Source organism: Streptomyces sp. NPDC001880, assembly GCF_053594575.1.
In genome coordinates, this window is record NZ_JBSFET010000049.1 from 1 (window position 1) to 18,390 (window position 18,390).

The window sequence follows — 18,390 nt, forward strand, 5'->3', positions numbered from 1 at the left end:
GCCTGCTTGTACGCGTCGGAGACGGCGATCGGGCCCGCCGGCGCGGAGAGGCCCACGACCACTTGGCCCTCCTCCGCCTTCGCCCCTTCGGCGGACCGCCGCCCCGGGGTGGGGTGTCACTGCCGTGGGAGGGCTCAGAGGCTGTCTCTCAGGCGCCCGGCGGGACCGGGTCCCCGCCCTCCGCGCCGTCCGCCTTCTCCTCGGCCGGAGCCAGGCCCAGGCGCTCCTGGAGCCACTTGTCGAACTCGATCGAGGCGCGCACCCAGCTGACCGTCGACGAGACGAAGTGCTCCAGGCTGACGCCCGTACCGATGAGCATCTGCGCCTCACCGATCAGACGCACCGAGATCTCGGTGTCCTCGGAGCCCTCCTCGGGCTCGTGGGTGTGCGTGTAGACCTTGGGCCACAGGGTGCGGCGGTTCCAGTCGTCGATCGCGTCGAGGAGGACCGGACGCTGGTCCGCGGCGTGCGGGCGGTCGTAGAACGTACGGACCGAGAAGACCTGCTGCTCGTCCTCGCCCCGGAACATGAAGTACGTGCGGAAGTCCTCCCACGGCGCCGCGAGGTCGCCCTCGTCGTCGACGACGTACTTCAGCTCCATCTGGTCGAGAAGCTGCTTGACGAGGTCCTGGTCAGGGACAACGGGGCCCTCGGGTCCTGCCGCCTGCGGTTCGGGCTGGCCCCCGAAATTCGGAATCGAGGACGGATCGATAGACATCGTTGTGTACTCCTGTGGATCGCACGTGGTTTCCTGCCGACGACCCTAGCCGTGATCCGCCGGACAGGCCCTACGCCCTCCGGGGAATCATCCGCGCATCGGCTCCCTGCGCCCGTGTCCAGGCGGCGGCGGCAAGAATCGCGCACAGCACCCCGAGCAGTCCGGACGCGCCGATGGTGTTCGCCGAGGAGCCGGACAGTTCCGTCGCGACACCCCCCAGGGCGACACCGATCCCCTGCATGGCGGTCACCCCCGACCTGGCGAGCCCCAGCGCCTGGCCACGCCGGTCGACCGGCGTCAGGAGCACGAAGGTGGCCCCGGCGGTGATCTGGTAGGCGGAGCACACCCCGGCCACCAGCAGCAGGAACATGGCCACACCCACGCCGGGGTCGAGCCAGTAGGCGAGCAGCGGCAGATTCGCGCCGATCGCCAACGGCCCGAGCAGACGGCGCCGCGACTCGTCGCCGACCTTGGCCCGCCCCAGCAGGGCCGCTCCCAGCACCATTCCCGCCGGATGCGAGGCGAGCAGGAGTCCCACCGAGGAGGCTCCGCCGCCGGCCTCCTCCGCGAACGGGGCGGCCAGCCCCTCCGGCAGGACGACGAACCCCGCGAGCCACCCCAGTGCGAGCAGCGACCGGAGCCTGCGGTCCGACCAGATCAGCGCGGCCGCACCCCCGACCTGTGCGCCGAGCCGCGTCTTGCGGGCGTCGGCACTGGCCGCGGGACGGGCCTTCACACCGAACCTGACCAGGGCCGCCGAGAGAAGGAAGGTCGCCGCGTTCACGCCCAGGGAGAGGTTGCTGCCCAGCCACGCGGCCAGCAGGCCTCCACCGGCGAAGCCGACCAGCTGTCCGACCTGGTGGGTGATCTGCATGACCCGCTGGCCGCGTTCGTACCTCTGTGCGCCGAGCACGGTGGGCAGCAGTGCGCCCTGGGCGGCGCCGAAGGGTGCCTCGGCCAGCTGCGCCAGCACCAGCAGCCCGGCGAGCAGCGGCAAGGGCATTCCGGGCAGGGCCATCAGCCCGACCAGCACCATCCGCACCAGATCGCAGCTGATCATGACCGTACGCCGGGGGAAGCGGTCCGCCAGGCCGGACAGGAGCACCCCGGAGAGCAGAGCGGGCAAGGTGGTCAGCGCGTACGTCGCCGCGGTCCACCCTGGCGAGTCGGTGCGTTCGAACACGAGCAACGACAGGGCCACGCGTGCCAGCTGGTCACCCAGAATCGACTGAGCATAGGCAGCCCAAAGGGTACGGAATTCGCCAAGGTGAAAGAGATTGTCAGATCTGGGCTTTTTTGGCCCCGGATTTATCTCATCGCCCAACTGCTCGTTCATGCGGGCACGCTACCTACTGCCGAATTCGTCCCCCAACCCTGCTTGCGCACAGGCCACTACGGACGCTCCGAGGTGTCCTGATTATTCGCGCACCGCCAGGCGGACACTGCTCGCACCCGAGCAGACTTCCCTTGTCAGGGGCGGGTGATGCGGCCAGGAGCGAAGCCGGTTCGGGGGATGCGACCTATCGGTGCAGTGCGAGGCGTTTGGCGCAATATCGATGTTGAACAATGGATCACCGATGACAACGGGCGTTTTCACTTTCTCCCGAAAACACCGCAATTCCTCGCTTTTTGCACAACGGTCTTCCGTACGGCAGTCTTCCGCGCGACGGGCTGCCGTACGGCGGCCCGTTCGATGCCGGGGACCCGGCATCGAACGGGCCGTGTGCCGTCTACAAGGCGCTGCCCGGGGTCGCGGGCCCGACGAGCAGCTCGTCCCCGACCCGGTCCACGCGGACGGTGTCCCCGTCCCTGACCTCGCCCGCGAGGATCTCCTTCGCCAGCCGGTCACCGATCGCCGTCTGGATGAGGCGGCGCAACGGCCGCGCCCCGTAGGCCGGGTCGTTGCCCTCCTCGGCCAGCCAGGCCAGGGCCTCGGGCGTGACGTCGAGGGTGAGCCGGCGGTCGGCCAGGCGGCCGGCGAGCCGGTTGATCTGGAGCTGCGCGATGTGCGACAGCTCGTCGCCGGTGAGCGCGGAGAAGACCACCAGGTCGTCGAGCCGGTTGAGGAACTCCGGCTTGAACGAGGCCCGCACGACCTCCAGGACCTGCGCCTTCTTCTCCTCGGGCTTGGTCAGCGGGTCGACCAGGAACTGGCTGCCGAGGTTGGAGGTCAGGATCAGGATGGTGTTGCGGAAGTCCACCGTCCGGCCCTGTCCGTCGGTGAGCCGGCCGTCGTCGAGGACCTGGAGCAGGATGTCGAAGACCTCGGGGTGGGCCTTCTCGACCTCGTCCAGCAGCACGACGCTGTACGGGCGGCGGCGGACCGCCTCGGTGAGCTGGCCGCCCTCCTCGTAGCCGACGTATCCGGGCGGGGCGCCGACGAGCCGCGCCACGCTGTGCTTCTCGCTGTACTCGCTCATGTCGATGCGGACCATGGCCCGCTCGTCGTCGAACAGGAAGTCGGCGAGGGCCTTCGCCAGTTCCGTCTTGCCGACACCGGTCGGACCGAGGAAGAGGAACGAACCGGTGGGCCGGTCGGGGTCGGCGATTCCGGCGCGGGTACGGCGTACCGCGTCCGACACCGCCCGTACGGCCTCGCTCTGCCCGATGAGGCGCTTGCCGAGCTCGTCCTCCATGCGCAGCAGCTTCTGGGTCTCGCCCTCCAGCAGACGGCCGGCGGGGATGCCGGTCCAGGAACCGACGACGTCGGCGATGTCGTCCGGGCCGACCCCCTCCTTGACCATGGTGTCCTTCGCGGCCTCCTGCTCGGCCTCGGACGCCTCCGCCAACTCCCTCTCCAGGCCCGGGATCTCCCCGTACAGAAGCTTGGACGCGGTGTCGAAGTCGCCGTCGCGCTGGGCGCGTTCGGCCTGGCCGTGCAGTTCGTCGAGGCGCTCCTTCAGCTCGCCGACGCGGTTGAGGCCCTGCTTCTCCTTCTCCCAGCGGGCGTTGAGGCCACGCAGCTCCTCCTCCTTGTCGGCGAGGTCGCGGCGGAGCTTCTCCAGGCGCTGCCGGGAGCCGGGGTCGGTCTCGTTCTTGAGGGCCAGCTCCTCCATGTGGAGGCGGTCGACGGCGCGCTGGAGCTCGTCGATCTCGACGGGCGAGGAGTCGATCTCCATGCGCAGCCGGGACGCGGCCTCGTCGACCAGGTCGATGGCCTTGTCGGGGAGGAAGCGGGAGGTGATGTAGCGGTCGGACAGGGTCGCGGCGGCCACCAGCGCGGAGTCCGCGATGGAGACCTTGTGGTGGGCCTCGTAGCGGCCCTTGAGTCCGCGCAGGATCGCGATGGTGTCCTCGACGCTCGGCTCGGCCACCAGCACCTGCTGGAAGCGGCGCTCCAGGGCGGGGTCCTTCTCGATCCGCTCGCGGTACTCGTCGAGCGTCGTCGCGCCGACCATCCGGAGCTCGCCGCGGGCCAGCATCGGCTTGAGCATGTTGCCGGCGTCCATGGCGGAGTCGCCGCCGGCGCCCGCGCCGACGACGGTGTGCAGCTCGTCGATGAAGGTGATGATCTGCCCGTCGCTCTCCTTGATCTCGGAGAGGACGGTCTTCAGGCGCTCCTCGAACTCGCCGCGGTACTTGGCGCCCGCGACCATCGCGCCGAGGTCGAGCGAGACGAGCCGCTTGTTCTTCAGGGACTCGGGGACATCGCCCTTGACGATGCGCTGGGCCAGGCCCTCGACGACGGCCGTCTTGCCGACGCCGGGCTCACCGATGAGCACCGGGTTGTTCTTGGTGCGGCGGGACAGGACCTGGACGACGCGGCGGATCTCCTGGTCGCGCCCGATGACCGGGTCGAGCTTGCCCTCACGTGCGGCCGCGGTGAAGTCCGTACCGAACTTCTCCAGCGCCTTGTACTGCCCCTCCGGGTCGGGTGTGGTCACCCGGCGCCCTCCCCTGCTCTTCTCGAATGCGTCCAGCAGCCTCTTCGCGCCGGCCCCCTGCCCACCGAGGATCTCACCGGCGCGGCCGCCCTCGGCGGCGATGCCGATCAGCAGGTGCTCGGTGGAGATGTAGTCGTCGCCGAGCTCCTTGGCGCGCTGCGCGGCATCGGCGATGACGGCGAGCAGTTCGCGGTTGGGCTGCGGCGGCGCGACCGTCGATCCGGTGACGCTGGGCTGGGCGCCCAGGAGCCGCTCGGTCTCGGCGCGTACGGCGATCTGGTCGGCCTCGACGGCGGCGAGCAGATCGGTGATGTTCTCGTTGTCCTCGCCCGCGAGCAGCGCGAGCAGCAGATGCCCGGGGGTCAGATCGGGGTGCCCGTCCTTCACGGCCCTGCTGGTGGCCGCATTGATGGCGTCCCGGCTCCTGTTGGTCAGCTCGGCGTCCACGTGCGCTTTCTCCTCCTTGCGGCGACTGACTCTCTCCACAACACTGACTTAGTCAACGTGCATAAAGTTGAGTCTATTCCACTCAAGTCATTGTTGACTCTACTCCACTCAACTTGATGCCGGGAGCTGTCCGCGCCGGGACCCCCTGCCCCGATCATTCGAGTGAACCGGCCGCACCGGCCCTCCGCCACCGCGGCGAAGCCCGTGGAGGGGCCGGCGCCGTGCCCGCGCTGCCTACGCTGTCCCCATGGCAGTCGACGTGACGAACCCCGGCCCCGAGTACCTCGCCTTCTGGCGCGCGCGCCATGTGTGCACCCTGACCACGCCCCGCCCCGACGGCACACCGCATGTGGTGCCGGTGGGCGTGACGTACGACCCCGAGACGAGGCTGGCACGGGTCATCACCGGCAAGAACACCCGCAAGGCCGCCAACGTCCTGGCCGCGGGCCCGGACGGCGCACGGGTGGCCGTCTGCCAGATCGACGGGCGCCGCTGGGCGACACTGGAGGGGTGCGCGACGGTGCGCACGGATCCCGAGGCGGTGGCCGACGCCGTACGCCGCTACACCGAACGTTACGAGCGCACGCCGAGGCCCAACCCGGACCGGATCGTCATCGAGATCGCCGTGGACCGGGCGCTCGGCAGAGCCTGACCGGCCCGCGGGGCACGGTCCACGCCGGTCGGGGAAGGCGCGGCGGGCGCGGCGGGCGCGGCCAGGGAAATGCACAACGGCGCCATCGTGTTCAGGTCACGATGGCGCCGTTGTGTGGGGGAGTGACTGAGCGACATGGAACGACGGGGGATCGCTCAGGCACTGCGGGGGGTGGCGGAAATGGTCTCTGGCTCGAACAGCTGGTGGTCCCGCCGGTCGAGGTTGACGAAGATCATGTCGTACCGAATCGCACAGCGGACGGGCTGCGGGGCACCGCGCGGCTTGCGCAGGCAACGGTAGGCACGTACTTCGTCGTCTTCTTCACGTGCGACAACGATGGGGTCGCCGAACAGAGTGACCATCAACGAGTCGCCACAGTGGGGGATGGCAGTGACGAGATCGATGAAATGCCAGCCTGATCGGTAGGCCGTGGCCATCTCTCGCCGGAAGGTCCGGTCGTCCGGCGGGATGGTCATGCGCCCGTGCGGGCCGTGGCGGAGCCGGTGCCGGCGGGCGAGACCCAGCCGATGTCGGCGGGCGAGACCCAGCCGATGTCGGACGACTTGCCGGCCGAGGCCTGGACGACCCACCCGATGTCGGACGACTTGGCAGGTGCGACCGGCCACCCGATGTCACCATCGGCCGAGGCCTGGACGGCCCACCCGATGTCACCACCGGCAACACTGTCCTCGCTCCAGCCAATGTCGCTGCCGCCCAGCAGCCCGATGCCCAGGGCCGCGACGAACGAGACGGCAAGCGCCGAGCGATGCATTCGCTTATACATAGTCGGCTTCGTCCTCACTTGTGGATTCTTCTCCCCCGCACCTAAGACGATGTCTCACCTGGGCACGCGAGCACCACTGCGTAGATGCATCATGTTCCTGCATGTTCAGGAACCTGGGGGGTGACGATATGACCACAAGCGACACAAAGCCGACACATTCTCATGGGATCACCGAACTGTGCGACGCGGGAGCACGCCTTTACGCCAGCGCTTTGCGGCTGGGACGCATCGCCCGCGCCGAAGTGGAACCGGCGCCCTGCCTGATGGAGTTCGCGCTACTGCATCCCGATCCGGACGACCCGGCATGGCTCCGGCCCGTTCCGCCGTCCACCGCTCTCGCGCAACATCTGCATCCCATCGAGCGCGAGATCCTGGAACGGCGCCGACACTCCGTCGAACTGACGGAGTCGTTCGAGCCGTTCATGGACATCAGCACTCTGGGGCCGCCCAGCACCCACGCCATCACCGTGCTGGAAGGCGTGAACCGGATCAACGCGGCCCTCGATCTCGCCACCGCAGAGTGCCGCACGGAAGTGCTCACCGTCCAGCCCGGCGGCGGCCGAAGCGAGCATCGTCTCAGCAAGTCGCTGGAACGCGGCCTGTCCGTGATCCACCGCGGCGTCAGCATCCGCACCCTCTACCAGCACACCGCGCGCCACAGCCCCAGCACACTCGCGTACGCGGAACGCATGACCGACGACAACATGGAAATACGCACGCTCGAAGAGCTCATCGGCCGCCTGATCGTGTTCGACCGGACCGTCGCCTTCATCCCGGCCAGCGACGACGACCAAGTCGCCCTGGAACTCCGCCACCCCGGGCTCGTGCAGTACCTGGCCAACGTGTTCGAGCAGTTCTGGGCCAGAGCGGCTCCACTGCAGGAGGAGGTCAAGTACGAACCGACCTCCCTGGGCATCAGCGGGGTCCAGCGCTCCATCGCCCAGCTCCTGGTGGAGGGCCATGTCGACGACTCCATCGCCCGCCGTCTCGGCATGAACGTCCGCACCTGCCGGGCCCACGTCGCCAAACTCGCCGCCGCACTCGGCAGCAACAGCCGGGCCCAGCTCGGGTATCTGATAGCCCGGTCGGGGATCCTGGAAGAGGAGCAGAACTGAGGCCCCCGCCCCACCCCGCAGCAGCTTCTCCCGTTCGCGTAGGCGTACGGCAAAGGGCCGGGCAGCCGACCCGTGAGTCGGCCCCCCGGCCCATGACCGGTCCGTTCAGTCCTTCGGCCGCTTCGGCCGCCAGACCACCAAGGCGCTGGTCTGCTGCACGTCCTGATAGGGCACCAGATCGCGCCGGTACGAGGCGTGGACCTGGGCCTCGCGCTGCTGCATCGCCTGCGCCGCGCCGTCCACGGCCGCCGAGAGCTCGGCGACGCGCTGCTGGAGCGCGGCGACCTGGTTCTCCAGCTCGATGATGCGCTTGATGCCGGCGAGGTTGATTCCCTCGTCCTGCGACAGCTGCTGCACGGTGCGCAGCAGCTCGATGTCGCGGGCCGAGTAGCGCCTGCCGCGCCCGGCCGTGCGGTCGGGCGAGACCAGGCCGAGACGGTCGTACTGGCGCAGCGTCTGCGGATGCAGGCCCGAGAGCTGGGCCGCGATCGAGATCACGTACACCGGTGATTCATCGGTCAGTTCGTACGGATTGCGTCGTCGGCCGTCCACCTCAAGCTCCCTTCGCCGCCTGGAACAGTTCCGCCCGCGGGTCCTGGCCCGCGGTCGCCTTCCGGTATGCCTCCAGTGCGTCCCTGGCCTCGTCGCTGAGGCCCTTGGGGACCGCCACCTCGACGGTGACGAGCAGGTCGCCCCGGGTGCCGTCCTTGCGTACGGCGCCCTTGCCGCGGGCGCGCATCGTGCGCCCGTTGGGCGTGCCCGCGGGCAGCTTCAGGGTGACCGGCGGACCGCCGAGCGTGGGCACCTTCACCTCGCCGCCGAGCGCCGCCTCCGTGAAGTCGACGGGCACGGTGACCGTGAGGTTGTCGCCCCTGCGGCCGAAGACCGGGTGGGCGTCGACGTGGACCACGACGTACAGATCGCCGGCCGGTCCACCGCGCTCGCCCGGACCGCCCTTGCCGCGCAGCCGGATCCGCTGGCCGTCCGAGACGCCCGCCGGAATCCTGACCTGCATGGTGCGGGAGGACTTCGCCCGCCCGCTGCCCTTGCAGACGTCGCAGGGGTCCTGGGCGATGAGGCCCCGGCCCTTGCAGTCCACGCAGGGGTCGGTGAGCGAGAAGCCGCCGCCGGTGCCGCGCGAGACCTGGCCGGTGCCGAGACAGGTCGGGCAGACCCTGGGGGTGCCGTTCTTGTCACCGGTGCCGGAACACGCCTTGCAGGGCGCCTGGCTGGACATCCGCAGCGGGACCGTGGCCCCGTCGACCGCCTCGGTGAAGCTGAGCGTCACCTCGGACTCGATGTCCTGGCCGCGGCGCGGCTGCACCCGTGTCCCCGTACCGCCCCGGTTGAACAGGCCGCCGAAGACATCGCCCAGACCGCCGCCGCCGAAACCGCCGGCTCCGCCCTGGCCCCCGCCCTGGGCGCCTCCGAAGAGGTCGCCGAGGTCGAAGTTGAAGTTGCCTCCGGCGCCTCCGGGGCCGGCCCTGAAGCCGCCGTTGCCGAAAAGTGCGCGTGCCTCGTCGTACTCCTTGCGCTTCTTGCTGTCACCGAGGACGTCGTTCGCCTCGGAGATCTCCTTGAAGCGCTCCTCCGCCTTGTCGTCGCCCTTGTTGGCGTCCGGGTGGAACTCGCGGGCGAGCTTCCGGTACGCCTTCTTGATCTCGGCGTCGGTGGCGTCCTTGGGGACGCCGAGGACCTTGTAGTAGTCCTTCTCGACGAAGTCCTTCGTGCTCATCGACGTCCCTCCTTCCGGACGATCGGCCATGCGACCGGCCTGCGGGCCGGTCGCATGGCCGGGCGGTGTGCGGCGAGGTGGTCAGACGGGATGTCAGACCTCCTCGGTGCCACCGCTCTCCTCGTCGGTTGCCTTCTCTTCCTTGGCTGCGGCCGGTGTCGCACCCGGCTGGGGTTCGGCCACCGCCACCCGCGCGGGGCGGATGGTGCGCTCGCCGATCCGATACCCCGGCTGCAGGATCGCCACGCAGGTCGTCTCGGTGACATCCGGCGCATACGAGTGCATCAGGGCTTCGTGGATCGTCGGGTCGAAGGGCTCGCCCTCCTTGCCGAACTGCTGCAGGCCCAGCTTGGCGACGACCGTCTCGAGAGACTCGGCCACCGACTTGAACCCGCCCACGAGCTCGCCGTGGTCCCGGGCCCGGCCGACGTCGTCGAGCACGGGCAGGATCTCCGACAGGATCCCCGCCACGGCGATCTCCTTGACCGTGGCCCGGTCCCGCTCGACGCGGCGGCGGTAGTTCTGGTACTCGGCCTGGAGCCGCTGGAGGTCGCCCGTGCGCTCGTTGAGCGCGGTGCGGACCTGGTCCAGCTGGGCCGTCAGGCCGACTGTCTGTACTGCGTCCCCGGCCGGGGCCGCCCCCTCCTCCGAAGAGGAGGAAGTGGCGTCCTTCGGCTCAGCTCCGTCAGGGGTGGCGCCGGAGGGGACGTCGGGCTTCTCCTCGAAGCCCGGAGTCTCCTCGGTCACACCGCACCGCCCTTGGCGTCCTTCTCGTCGTCCACGATCTCGGCGTCGACGACGTCGTCGTCGGCCTTGGCCTGCTGGGCGCCCGGCTGCGGGTCACCCTGCGGGCCGCCGTCGGCCTGGGCGCTGGCGTACATCGCCTGGCCGAGCTTCTGCGAGACGGCCGCGACCTTCTCGGTGGCGGTGCGGATCTCGGCGGTGTCCTCGCCCTTGAGCTTCTCCTTCAGCTCGTTGAGCGCGGTCTCCACCTCCGTCTTCACGTCGCCGGGGACCTTGTCCTCGTTGTCCTTGAGGAACTTCTCCGTCTGGTAGACGAGCTGCTCGCCCTGGTTGCGCGACTCGGCGGCCTCGCGGCGGCGGTGGTCCTCCTCCGCGTACTGCTCGGCCTCCTCACGCATCCGGTTGACCTCGTCCTTCGGCAGCGAGGAGCCGCCGGTGACGGTCATCTTCTGCTCCTTGCCGGTGCCGAGGTCCTTGGCGGCGACGTGCATGATGCCGTTCGCGTCGATGTCGAACGCGACCTCGATCTGCGGGACGCCGCGCGGGGCCGGCGGCAGGCCGGTCAGCTCGAACATTCCGAGCTTCTTGTTGTACGCCGCGATCTCGCGCTCGCCCTGGTAGACCTGGATCTGCACGGACGGCTGGTTGTCCTCGGCCGTCGTGAAGATCTCGGAGCGCTTGGTCGGGATCGTGGTGTTGCGCTCGATGAGCTTGGTCATGATGCCGCCCTTGGTCTCGATACCGAGGGACAGCGGGGTGACGTCGAGGAGCAGGACGTCCTTGACCTCGCCCTTGAGGACACCGGCCTGGAGCGAGGCGCCGATGGCGACGACCTCGTCCGGGTTCACACCCTTGTTGGCCTCCTGGCCACCGGTCAGCTCCTTGACGAGCTCGGCGACGGCCGGCATACGGGTGGAGCCACCGACGAGAACGACGTGGTCGATCTCGGTGAGCTGGATGCCCGCGTCCTTGATGACGTTGTGGAACGGCGTCTTGCAGCGGTCCAGGAGGTCAGCGGTGAGCTGCTGGAACTGCGAGCGCGTGAGCTTCTCGTCCAGGTGCAGCGGGCCCTCGGCGGACGCCGTGATGTACGGAAGGTTGATCGTGGTCTCGGTCGAGGACGAGAGCTCGATCTTCGCCTTCTCCGCGGCCTCGCGCAGACGCTGGAGCGCCATCTTGTCCTTGGACAGGTCCACGCCGTGGCCGTTGGCGAACTGCTTCACCAGGTATTCGACGACGCGCTGGTCCCAGTCGTCACCACCGAGGTGGTTGTCACCGTTGGTGGCCTTCACCTCCACGACGCCGTCGCCGATCTCCAGGAGCGAGACGTCGAAGGTGCCGCCACCGAGGTCGAAGACGAGGATCGTCTGGTCGTCCTTGTCGAGCCCGTACGCCAGCGCGGCGGCGGTCGGCTCGTTGACGATGCGCAGGACGTTCAGGCCCGCGATCTCGCCGGCCTCCTTCGTCGCCTGACGCTCGGAGTCGTTGAAGTACGCGGGGACGGTGATGACCGCGTCGGTCACCTTCTCGCCCAGGTACGACTCGGCGTCACGCTTCAGCTTCTGCAGCACGAAGGCGCTCATCTGCTGCGGGTTGAAGGTCTTGCCGTCCAGGTCGATCTTCCAGTCAGTGCCCATGTGGCGCTTGACGGAGCGGATGGTCCTGTCGACGTTCGTCACTGCCTGGCGCTTGGCGACCTCGCCGACCAGCACCTCGCCGTTCTTCGCGAAGGCGACGACGGACGGCGTGGTCCTGGCGCCCTCTGCGTTGGTGATGACGGTGGGCTCGCCGCCTTCGAGAACGCTGACGACGGAGTTAGTCGTGCCCAGGTCGATGCCGACCGCACGTGCCATTTCAGTTCCTCCAACTTGACTACTTGAGTGGATCTGGCTCAAGGATGCATGACACCCGCCCCACTGTCAACAGACTTGAGTCGTAGAGGCTCAACTATCGTGCACGCCCCCAGCGCCAGCTGCGGTTTCCCGCCCCGGAGGCATGCGCAACAAGGCGCGCACAGGGCGCGCACGGGCCGATCGCGCACGACACTCCGCACCCCAGCGGCGCAACGCCACCCCATCATCGCCTCATGGGATCGTTCTGTCACAAATGGCGTGAGTCACGCAAAACCGGCACTCGATCCGCCACGAACCCCGGGCAGGTGCGAACGATGCAGACGCAGACACAGCAGGGACAGAGGGCAGTGAGCGCACGGGCGCGGGCGCGGGTGCATACGTGGCCATGGAAGCCGCACCGGGACCGGCCGTCGGCCAAGCGCGTACTGGACCTGACCCTCGGCTCGGCCCTCCTGGCCCTGACCTCTCCCCTGCTCGCCGCGGGCGCCGCCGTCCTGGCGGCGCGGCGGCCCCCCGGCGGCGTACTGACCCACTCGCCCCGGGTCGGCCTGGACGGCCACGTCTTCGTACTGCGCTCACTGAGCACCCGCCGGCTCGGGCTCGACCTGCTCTCCAGGCTGCCGTACGTCGTACGGGGAGACCTCTCCCTGGTCGGCCCGGAGCCCCTGACCCCGGACGAGGCGGAGGCGGAGCGCACCGCGGCACCGGACACCTCCCCCGCCGCGAGACACTGGCGCCAGGAACTGAAGCCCGGCCTCACCGGCCTGGCACAGGTCCGCTCCCGCTCCGGAATGCCGTGGGACGAGCCGGCCCTGCTCGACCAGCACTACGCCGAGCACCACGGGGTGAGGACGGACCTGGCCATCCTGGCGAGGGCCGCGCACGCCCCGCTGCGCGAGGCGGCCCGAGGGCTCACCCGGCACGGAAAGGCGCGCCCGAGCGACACAGATCACCGCCTGTCCGGCTACAGCGCGACGGAAGAAGTGGGTAGTGTCAGCACAGACTGATTAAGTTACTGCTTAGTAATCACGGATAATCGCCAGTACTCGCTCATTGACGCTGGATCCCACCCTCGCAGGCCCGAGGAGCCCCCAAATGCAACTCGCCGCGATCATCGTGTCGCTGGTTCTGATCGTGGTCGGCGTGGCCCTGTTCCTCCGCGCCCTCCTGCAGATCTACAACTTCATGCGGCTCGGCCAGAACGTGCCCGCGGGCACCCGCACGGACGAGCCCGCACAGCGCACCGTCACCGTGGCCAGGGAGTTCCTCGGCCACACCCGGATGAACCGCTGGGGCATCGTCGGTGTCGCGCACTGGTTCGTGGCGGTGGGCTTCTTCTCGCTGCTGCTGACGATCGTCAACGCCATCGGTCAGCTCTTCAAGGCCGATTGGCTCCTGCCGATCATCGGCGACTGGGCGCCGTACAACGTCTTCGTCGAGTTCATCGGCACGATGACCGTGCTCGGCATCCTGGTCCTGATCGTCATCCGCCAGCTGGCCCACCCGCGCAAGCCGGGCCGCAAGTCCCGCTTCGCCGGGTCCAACTTCGGCCAGGCGTACTTCGTCGAGGGCGTCATCCTCATCGTCGGCGTCTGCATCTTCATGCTGCACGCCCTCGAAGGCGCCCAGCACCACGTCGACGGCTACGAGGCCTCCTTCTTCATCTCGTACCCGGTCGTCAAGTGGCTGGAGGGCATGGACCTCTCCACTCTCCAGAACCTCACCTACTTCTTCGCCGGTCTGAAGATCGCGACCTCCTTCATCTGGATGATCACGGTCGCGCTGAAGCAGGACATGGGTGTCGCCTGGCACCGCTTCCTGGCCTTCCCGAACATCTGGTTCAAGCGCAACGCCAAGGGCGAGACCTCGCTCGGCGAGCTGCTGCCGATGACCTCCGGCGGCAAGGAGATCGACTTCGAGGACCCGGGCGAGGACGACGTCTACGGCGTCTCGCAGATCGAGCACTTCTCCTGGAAGGGCCTGCTGGACTTCTCCACCTGCACCGAGTGCGGCCGCTGCCAGTCGCAGTGCCCCGCCTGGAACACCGGCAAGCCGCTCTCCCCCAAGCTCCTGATCATGTCCCTGCGCGACCACGCGCACGCCAAGGCCCCGTACCTGCTGGCCGGCGGCGGCAAGACGATGGAGGGCGAGGAGAAGGCGTCCGAGGAGCAGCTGAAGGACGTACCGGCCGCGGCTCTCGCCGAGGCCGAGCGCCCGCTGATCGGCACGGTCGAGGAGAACGGCGTCATCGACCCGGACGTGCTGTGGTCCTGCACCACCTGCGGTGCGTGCGTGGAGCAGTGCCCGGTCGACATCGAGCACATCGACCACATCGTCGACATGCGCCGCTACCAGGTGATGATCGAGTCCGCGTTCCCGTCCGAGGCGGGCACGATGCTCAAGAACCTGGAGAAGAAGGGCAACCCCTGGGGCCTGGCGAAGAAGCAGCGCGTCGAGTGGACCAAGGAGGTCGACTTCGAGGTCCCGATCGTCGGCAAGGACGTCGAGGACCTCACGGAGATCGACTACCTGTACTGGGTCGGCTGTGCCGGCGCCCTGGAGGACCGGGCGAAGAAGACCACCAAGGCCTTCGCCGAACTCCTCCACATCGCGGGCGTCAAGTTCGCGATCATGGGCGGCGACGAGAAGTGCACCGGTGACTCCGCCCGCCGCCTGGGCAACGAACCGCTGTTCCAGCAGCTCGGCCAGGAGAACGTCGCGATGCTGAACATGGCGTTCGGCGAGTCCCTCGACGAGGACGGGGGGGTGGACGAGACGACGAAGAAGCCGAAGTCGTCGAAGAAGATCGTCGCGACCTGCCCGCACTGCTTCAACACCATCGCCAACGAGTACCCGCAGCTCGGCGGCGAGTACGAGGTCATCCACCACACCCAGCTGCTCCAGCACCTCATCGACGAGGGCAAGCTGATCCCGGTGACCCCGGTCGAGGGCCTGATCACGTACCACGACCCGTGCTACCTGGGCCGTCACAACAAGATCTACACCCCGCCGCGCGAAATCATCGCGAAGGTCCCGGGCCTGCGGAACGAGGAGATGCACCGCCACAAGGAGCGCGGCTTCTGCTGCGGCGCCGGTGGTGCCCGGATGTGGATGGAGGAGCGGATCGGCAAGCGCATCAACAACGAGCGCGTCGACGAGGCCCTCTCCCTCGACCCGGACATCGTCTCCACCGCCTGCCCGTTCTGCCTGGTCATGCTGACCGACTCGGTCAACGGCAAGAAGAACGACGGCAAGGCGAAGGAGTCGGTCCAGGTGGTCGACGTCTCGCAGTTGCTGCTGGACTCCGTGAAGACTCCTGCCGACCCGGCCGGGGAGGCTGAGTCGGCGGACGCGCCGGAGCCGGAACCGGTGAAGTAACCCGCTCAGCCGCACGACGGAAGCGGCCGGACCTGCCTCGGGGGCAGGACCGGCCGCTTCCGCTTTCCCGCTCTCCCTGGGGCCGTCCCCCCAGGGTTCCCTTAGGGGATGTCACAGCTCGGCCGCAATGGCGGGCAGGTTCCCCAGGCCCTCTGACCACACCGCCCCGGACCAGGTACGTTCGATGACGTGGCTGGATTCAGGATCGGACGCGGCCGGGACAACCGCACCCCGCAGCAAGCGCAACAGCAACCGCGGCAGCAGCCGTACGGCACACAGGCACCACCGCCGTACGGCCAGCAGCCCTGGCCGCCGACAGGAGGCAACGCGGCCCCGCCCCCGTACAACAACGGCGGCAACGGCGGCTACGGCGGTGGCGGCGGCTACGGCGGTGGCGGCTACGGCAACGGCGGTGGCGGACACGGCAACGGCGGTGGCGGACACGGCTACAACGGTGGCGGCCAGGGCGGCGGCCACGGTGAGCCGGAGTACTTCGGCGACCCGTACCACCAGCCCCAGCACCCCCACGGTTCCCCCCAGCAGGGCGACCCGTACGCCAACTCCCCCGGCCACACCCAGGCGTTCAGCATCGGCGAGGACCCCTACGGCCCCGGCGACACCTACCGCGCCGGCCAGGCCCCCGCCCAGCCCGCGGGCCCCCGGCTGGGCTGGAAGGAACTGCTCACCGGCATCGTGCTCCGCCCGGGGCCGACGTTCTGGCAGATGCGCGACTACCCCGTCTGGGGTCCGGCGCTGATCGTCACGTTCCTGTACGGCCTGCTCGCGCTCTTCGGCTTCGACCAGGCCCGGGACGACGCGATCCACGCGACGATCTCCGCAGCGGTGCCCTACGTCGTCATCACGGGCCTCGGCTTCGTCATCGGCGGCCTGGTCCTGGGCGCGGTCACGCACACGCTCGCCCGCCAGCTGGGCGGCGACGGCGCATGGCAGCCGACGGTGGGCCTGTCCATGCTGATCATGTCGATCACGGACGCGCCCCGCCTGATATTCGCGGTCTTCCTCGGCGGCGAGAATTCCCTGGTCCAGGTTCTCGGCTGGATCACCTGGCTGGCCTCGGCCGCGCTCTTCACCTCGATGGTGAGCAAATCGCACGACCTGCCGTGGCCGAAGGCACTGGGCGCGTCCGCGATCCAGCTGATCGCACTGCTGTCGATCATCAAACTGGGCACGCTCTGACGCCACCGGCCCGCCCGCCCCAAGACACCGAAACCCCCGGCACACACAATGTGCCGGGGGTTTCCCACGTTCCTGCTCAGGCGTCCAGAACCTGCCCGCTGCGCCGTACGACGGGCTTGTCCACGCTCCACGGGAAGTTGATCCAGCGGTCGGTCTTCTTCCACACGTATTCGCACTTCACGAGCGAATGCGACTTCTCGTAGATGACCGCGCTGCGCACCTCGGCGACATGATCGATACAGAAATCACGCACCAGCTTCAGCGTCTTCCCGGTATCGGCGACGTCGTCGGCGATCAGGACCTTCTTGTCCGAGAAGTCGATGACGTTCGGAACGGGCGCCAGCATGACCGGCATTTCCAACGTGGTGCCCACGCCGGTGTAGAACTCCACGTTCACCAGATGAATGTTCTTGCAATCCAGGGCGTAGGCGAGCCCGCCGGCGACGAACACCCCGCCGCGCGCGATGCTCAGCACGACATCGGGCTCGTACCCGTCGTCCGCCACCGTCTGCGCCAGCTCACGCACGGCGCGACCGAACCCCTCGTAGGTCAGGTTCTCGCGCACGTCACTCGCCTCACCGCTCATGGGACATCACACCTGGGTCCGGTGGAAATTCATGAATGAACGCGACGCGGTCGGCCCGCGCTGGCCCTGGTACCGCGATCCGTATCGCTCTGAGCCGTACGGGAACTCCGAGGGCGAACTCAGCCGGAACATGCACAGCTGCCCGATCTTCATCCCCGGCCACAGCTTTATCGGCAGCGTCGCGAGATTCGACAGCTCCAGCGTCACGTGCCCGGAGAAACCGGGGTCGATGAACCCGGCGGTGGAATGCGTCACAAGCCCGAGCCGCCCCAGCGAACTCTTGCCCTCCAGCCGCGACGCAAGATCGTCGGGCAACGAGATGACCTCATACGTCGAAGCGAGCACGAACTCACCGGGGTGCAGGATGAACGCCTCGTCCCCGTCCGGCTCGACCATGCGCGTCAGATCGGCTTGTTCGACGGCCGGATCAATATGTGGATAGCGGTGGTTCTCGAACACCCGGAAGTAGCGGTCGAGCCGCACATCGATGCTCGAGGGCTGCACCATCGACGCGTCGAACGGATCAATGCGCACACGTCCGGCGTCGATCTCGGCCCGGATGTCCTTATCTGAGAGAAGCACGCCCCGAGGATACGCAGAACGCGCGGGCCCACCCCAATCCGGGACCGCCCGCGCGCCTGCCACCGCCGCTTACCGCTGCTCGAACACCACCGGCACGGCATGCCGCAACCGCGCACAGCGCGGACAGCGAATGAGCCGCCCGGGACCGATCCGCCCGGCCCCGAGCTGCTGCATCGGGAACGAAGCGGTAGCGAAAACGTGCCCTTCGGCACAGCGGACGACGGTGCGCTCCATGGAGTCCATCAAGTCCCTTCCCCAACAAGCCTTGGACGAGAAAGCCACATTAGGGGATGAACAGGACGCCACTCCAGGCGGCACTCCGACCACCACGCTACGCCCCCAACTCCCGCCCACGGCACCCGCATCCACCTTCCGCACGCAACAAAAAGGCCCCACGGCTCAAACGCCGGGGACCTGCGATGGGGTACAGTGTGGGGCGGTAGGCGCCGCTCAGGCGGCACCGCTTCGCGGGTGTAGTTTAATGGTAGAACATGAGCTTCCCAAGCTCAGAGCGCGAGTTCGATTCTCGTCACCCGCTCCATGATGAAGGCCCTGGTCAGAGACCAGGGCCTTGTTTGTTGTCTGAGACCTGCTCCATGCGTCGCGTGCCATATCCGTGCCAGATGCCCAGTGGTCCGCCGCTGTGCGCCGAGCCCGTACGAGCTGGTCGACGATCCGTGTCCGAGTACTGATCGGCAGTGTGGCGCTGGACCGG

Annotated in this window: 16 protein-coding genes and 1 tRNA gene; 6 read left to right on the plus strand and 11 right to left on the minus strand. The window is 68.5% G+C overall.

The window, feature by feature from the left end:
* Window positions 1-148: 148 nt before the first annotated feature.
* From ACWCQ6_RS23670 to clpB, 3 genes are all read right to left on the minus strand, one after another.
* Window positions 149-718: a YbjN domain-containing protein gene (locus tag ACWCQ6_RS23670; protein ID WP_451092230.1), complete on the minus strand. Its 570-nt coding sequence runs from the start codon at window positions 716-718 to the stop codon at window positions 149-151.
* A gap of 70 nt (window positions 719-788) precedes the next feature.
* Complete coding sequence (locus tag ACWCQ6_RS23675; RefSeq protein ID WP_451092232.1) at window positions 789-2,054, minus strand: MFS transporter; 1,266 nt, start codon at window positions 2,052-2,054, stop codon at window positions 789-791.
* Between the two features lie 394 nt (window positions 2,055-2,448).
* Entirely contained in the window at window positions 2,449-5,049 is a 2,601-nt protein-coding gene (clpB, locus tag ACWCQ6_RS23680; protein ID WP_451092234.1) for an ATP-dependent chaperone ClpB, read from the minus strand.
* Window positions 5,050-5,296: 247 nt separating this feature from the next.
* On the opposite strand from clpB, the gene ACWCQ6_RS23685 reads away from it, so the two are divergent.
* Complete coding sequence (locus ACWCQ6_RS23685; RefSeq protein ID WP_451092236.1) at window positions 5,297-5,701, plus strand: pyridoxamine 5'-phosphate oxidase family protein; 405 nt, start codon at window positions 5,297-5,299, stop codon at window positions 5,699-5,701.
* 155 nt (window positions 5,702-5,856) lie between these two features.
* On the opposite strand, the gene ACWCQ6_RS23690 is transcribed toward ACWCQ6_RS23685, so the two are convergent.
* Together ACWCQ6_RS23690 and ACWCQ6_RS23695 are read right to left on the minus strand one after the other, a co-directional pair.
* Window positions 5,857-6,177 carry a Rieske (2Fe-2S) protein gene (locus ACWCQ6_RS23690; protein WP_072487853.1) on the minus strand — a complete coding sequence of 107 codons (321 nt, stop codon included), beginning with the start codon at window positions 6,175-6,177 and terminating at the stop codon, window positions 5,857-5,859.
* Window positions 6,174-6,473, minus strand: coding sequence for a hypothetical protein (locus ACWCQ6_RS23695; protein ID WP_451092238.1), 300 nt, complete (start codon window positions 6,471-6,473; stop codon window positions 6,174-6,176). Before ACWCQ6_RS23695 ends, ACWCQ6_RS23690 begins: the two co-directional genes overlap by 4 nt.
* Before the next feature lie 140 nt (window positions 6,474-6,613).
* Here ACWCQ6_RS23695 and ACWCQ6_RS23700 point away from each other — a divergent pair, with 140 nt between their 5' ends.
* A complete protein-coding gene (locus ACWCQ6_RS23700; protein WP_451092240.1) occupies window positions 6,614-7,600 on the plus strand; it encodes a helix-turn-helix transcriptional regulator in 987 nt (328 codons plus the stop codon).
* Between the two features lie 105 nt (window positions 7,601-7,705).
* Here ACWCQ6_RS23700 and ACWCQ6_RS23705 read toward each other — a convergent pair whose 3' ends face one another.
* From ACWCQ6_RS23705 to dnaK, 4 genes are all read right to left on the minus strand, one after another.
* On the minus strand, window positions 7,706-8,152 hold the full coding sequence (locus ACWCQ6_RS23705) for a heat shock protein transcriptional repressor HspR (protein WP_072487850.1): 447 nt from the start codon (window positions 8,150-8,152) through the stop codon (window positions 7,706-7,708).
* Between the two features lies 1 nt (window position 8,153).
* Complete coding sequence (dnaJ, locus tag ACWCQ6_RS23710; protein ID WP_451092242.1) at window positions 8,154-9,335, minus strand: molecular chaperone DnaJ; 1,182 nt, start codon at window positions 9,333-9,335, stop codon at window positions 8,154-8,156.
* 93 nt (window positions 9,336-9,428) lie between these two features.
* Window positions 9,429-10,082, minus strand: a complete 654-nt coding sequence (grpE, locus tag ACWCQ6_RS23715; RefSeq protein WP_451092244.1) for a nucleotide exchange factor GrpE — start codon at window positions 10,080-10,082, stop codon at window positions 9,429-9,431.
* Window positions 10,079-11,932: a molecular chaperone DnaK gene (gene dnaK / locus ACWCQ6_RS23720; protein ID WP_451092246.1), complete on the minus strand. Its 1,854-nt coding sequence runs from the start codon at window positions 11,930-11,932 to the stop codon at window positions 10,079-10,081. Before dnaK ends, grpE begins: the two co-directional genes overlap by 4 nt.
* 314 nt (window positions 11,933-12,246) lie before the next feature.
* Between dnaK and ACWCQ6_RS23725 the strand changes: the two genes are divergently transcribed.
* The 3 genes from ACWCQ6_RS23725 to ACWCQ6_RS23735 all read left to right on the plus strand — a co-directional run bounded on the left by ACWCQ6_RS23725 (window position 12,247) and on the right by ACWCQ6_RS23735 (window position 16,507).
* Window positions 12,247-12,939, plus strand: a complete 693-nt coding sequence (locus ACWCQ6_RS23725) for a sugar transferase (protein WP_451092248.1) — start codon at window positions 12,247-12,249, stop codon at window positions 12,937-12,939.
* An 88-nt stretch (window positions 12,940-13,027) separates the two neighbouring features.
* Window positions 13,028-15,310: a (Fe-S)-binding protein gene (locus ACWCQ6_RS23730; protein ID WP_451092250.1), complete on the plus strand. Its 2,283-nt coding sequence runs from the start codon at window positions 13,028-13,030 to the stop codon at window positions 15,308-15,310.
* Between the two features lie 189 nt (window positions 15,311-15,499).
* Window positions 15,500-16,507, plus strand: a complete 1,008-nt coding sequence (locus ACWCQ6_RS23735) for a Yip1 family protein (protein WP_451092252.1) — start codon at window positions 15,500-15,502, stop codon at window positions 16,505-16,507.
* A gap of 76 nt (window positions 16,508-16,583) precedes the next feature.
* Here ACWCQ6_RS23735 and ACWCQ6_RS23740 read toward each other — a convergent pair whose 3' ends face one another.
* A complete protein-coding gene (locus ACWCQ6_RS23740; protein WP_451092254.1) occupies window positions 16,584-17,093 on the minus strand; it encodes a phosphoribosyltransferase in 510 nt (169 codons plus the stop codon).
* A 6-nt stretch (window positions 17,094-17,099) separates the two neighbouring features.
* Window positions 17,100-17,675, minus strand: a complete 576-nt coding sequence (dcd, locus tag ACWCQ6_RS23745; protein ID WP_072487843.1) for a dCTP deaminase — start codon at window positions 17,673-17,675, stop codon at window positions 17,100-17,102.
* Window positions 17,676-18,142: 467 nt separating this feature from the next.
* Between dcd and ACWCQ6_RS23750 the strand changes: the two genes are divergently transcribed.
* Window positions 18,143-18,216: transfer RNA gene (locus tag ACWCQ6_RS23750), tRNA-Gly, on the plus strand.
* Window positions 18,217-18,390: the final 174 nt, after the last annotated feature.

Bases quoted from the DNA above. Each gene is read 5' to 3' on its own strand.
- ACWCQ6_RS23670 (WP_451092230.1), bottom strand. From the start codon at position 718: ATGTCTATCGATCCGTCCTCGATTCCGAATTTCGGGGGCCAGCCCGAA.
- ACWCQ6_RS23675 (WP_451092232.1), bottom strand. From the start codon at position 2,054: ATGAACGAGCAGTTGGGCGATGAGATAAATCCGGGGCCAAAAAAGCCC.
- ACWCQ6_RS23685 (WP_451092236.1), top strand. From the start codon at position 5,297: ATGGCAGTCGACGTGACGAACCCCGGCCCCGAGTACCTCGCCTTCTGG.
- ACWCQ6_RS23690 (WP_072487853.1), bottom strand. From the start codon at position 6,177: ATGACCATCCCGCCGGACGACCGGACCTTCCGGCGAGAGATGGCCACG.
- ACWCQ6_RS23695 (WP_451092238.1), bottom strand. From the start codon at position 6,473: ATGCATCGCTCGGCGCTTGCCGTCTCGTTCGTCGCGGCCCTGGGCATC.
- ACWCQ6_RS23700 (WP_451092240.1), top strand. From the start codon at position 6,614: ATGACCACAAGCGACACAAAGCCGACACATTCTCATGGGATCACCGAA.
- dnaJ (WP_451092242.1), bottom strand. From the start codon at position 9,335: ATGAGCACGAAGGACTTCGTCGAGAAGGACTACTACAAGGTCCTCGGC.
- dnaK (WP_451092246.1), bottom strand. From the start codon at position 11,932: ATGGCACGTGCGGTCGGCATCGACCTGGGCACGACTAACTCCGTCGTC.
- ACWCQ6_RS23725 (WP_451092248.1), top strand. From the start codon at position 12,247: ATGCAGACGCAGACACAGCAGGGACAGAGGGCAGTGAGCGCACGGGCG.
- ACWCQ6_RS23730 (WP_451092250.1), top strand. From the start codon at position 13,028: ATGCAACTCGCCGCGATCATCGTGTCGCTGGTTCTGATCGTGGTCGGC.
- ACWCQ6_RS23740 (WP_451092254.1), bottom strand. From the start codon at position 17,093: ATGAGCGGTGAGGCGAGTGACGTGCGCGAGAACCTGACCTACGAGGGG.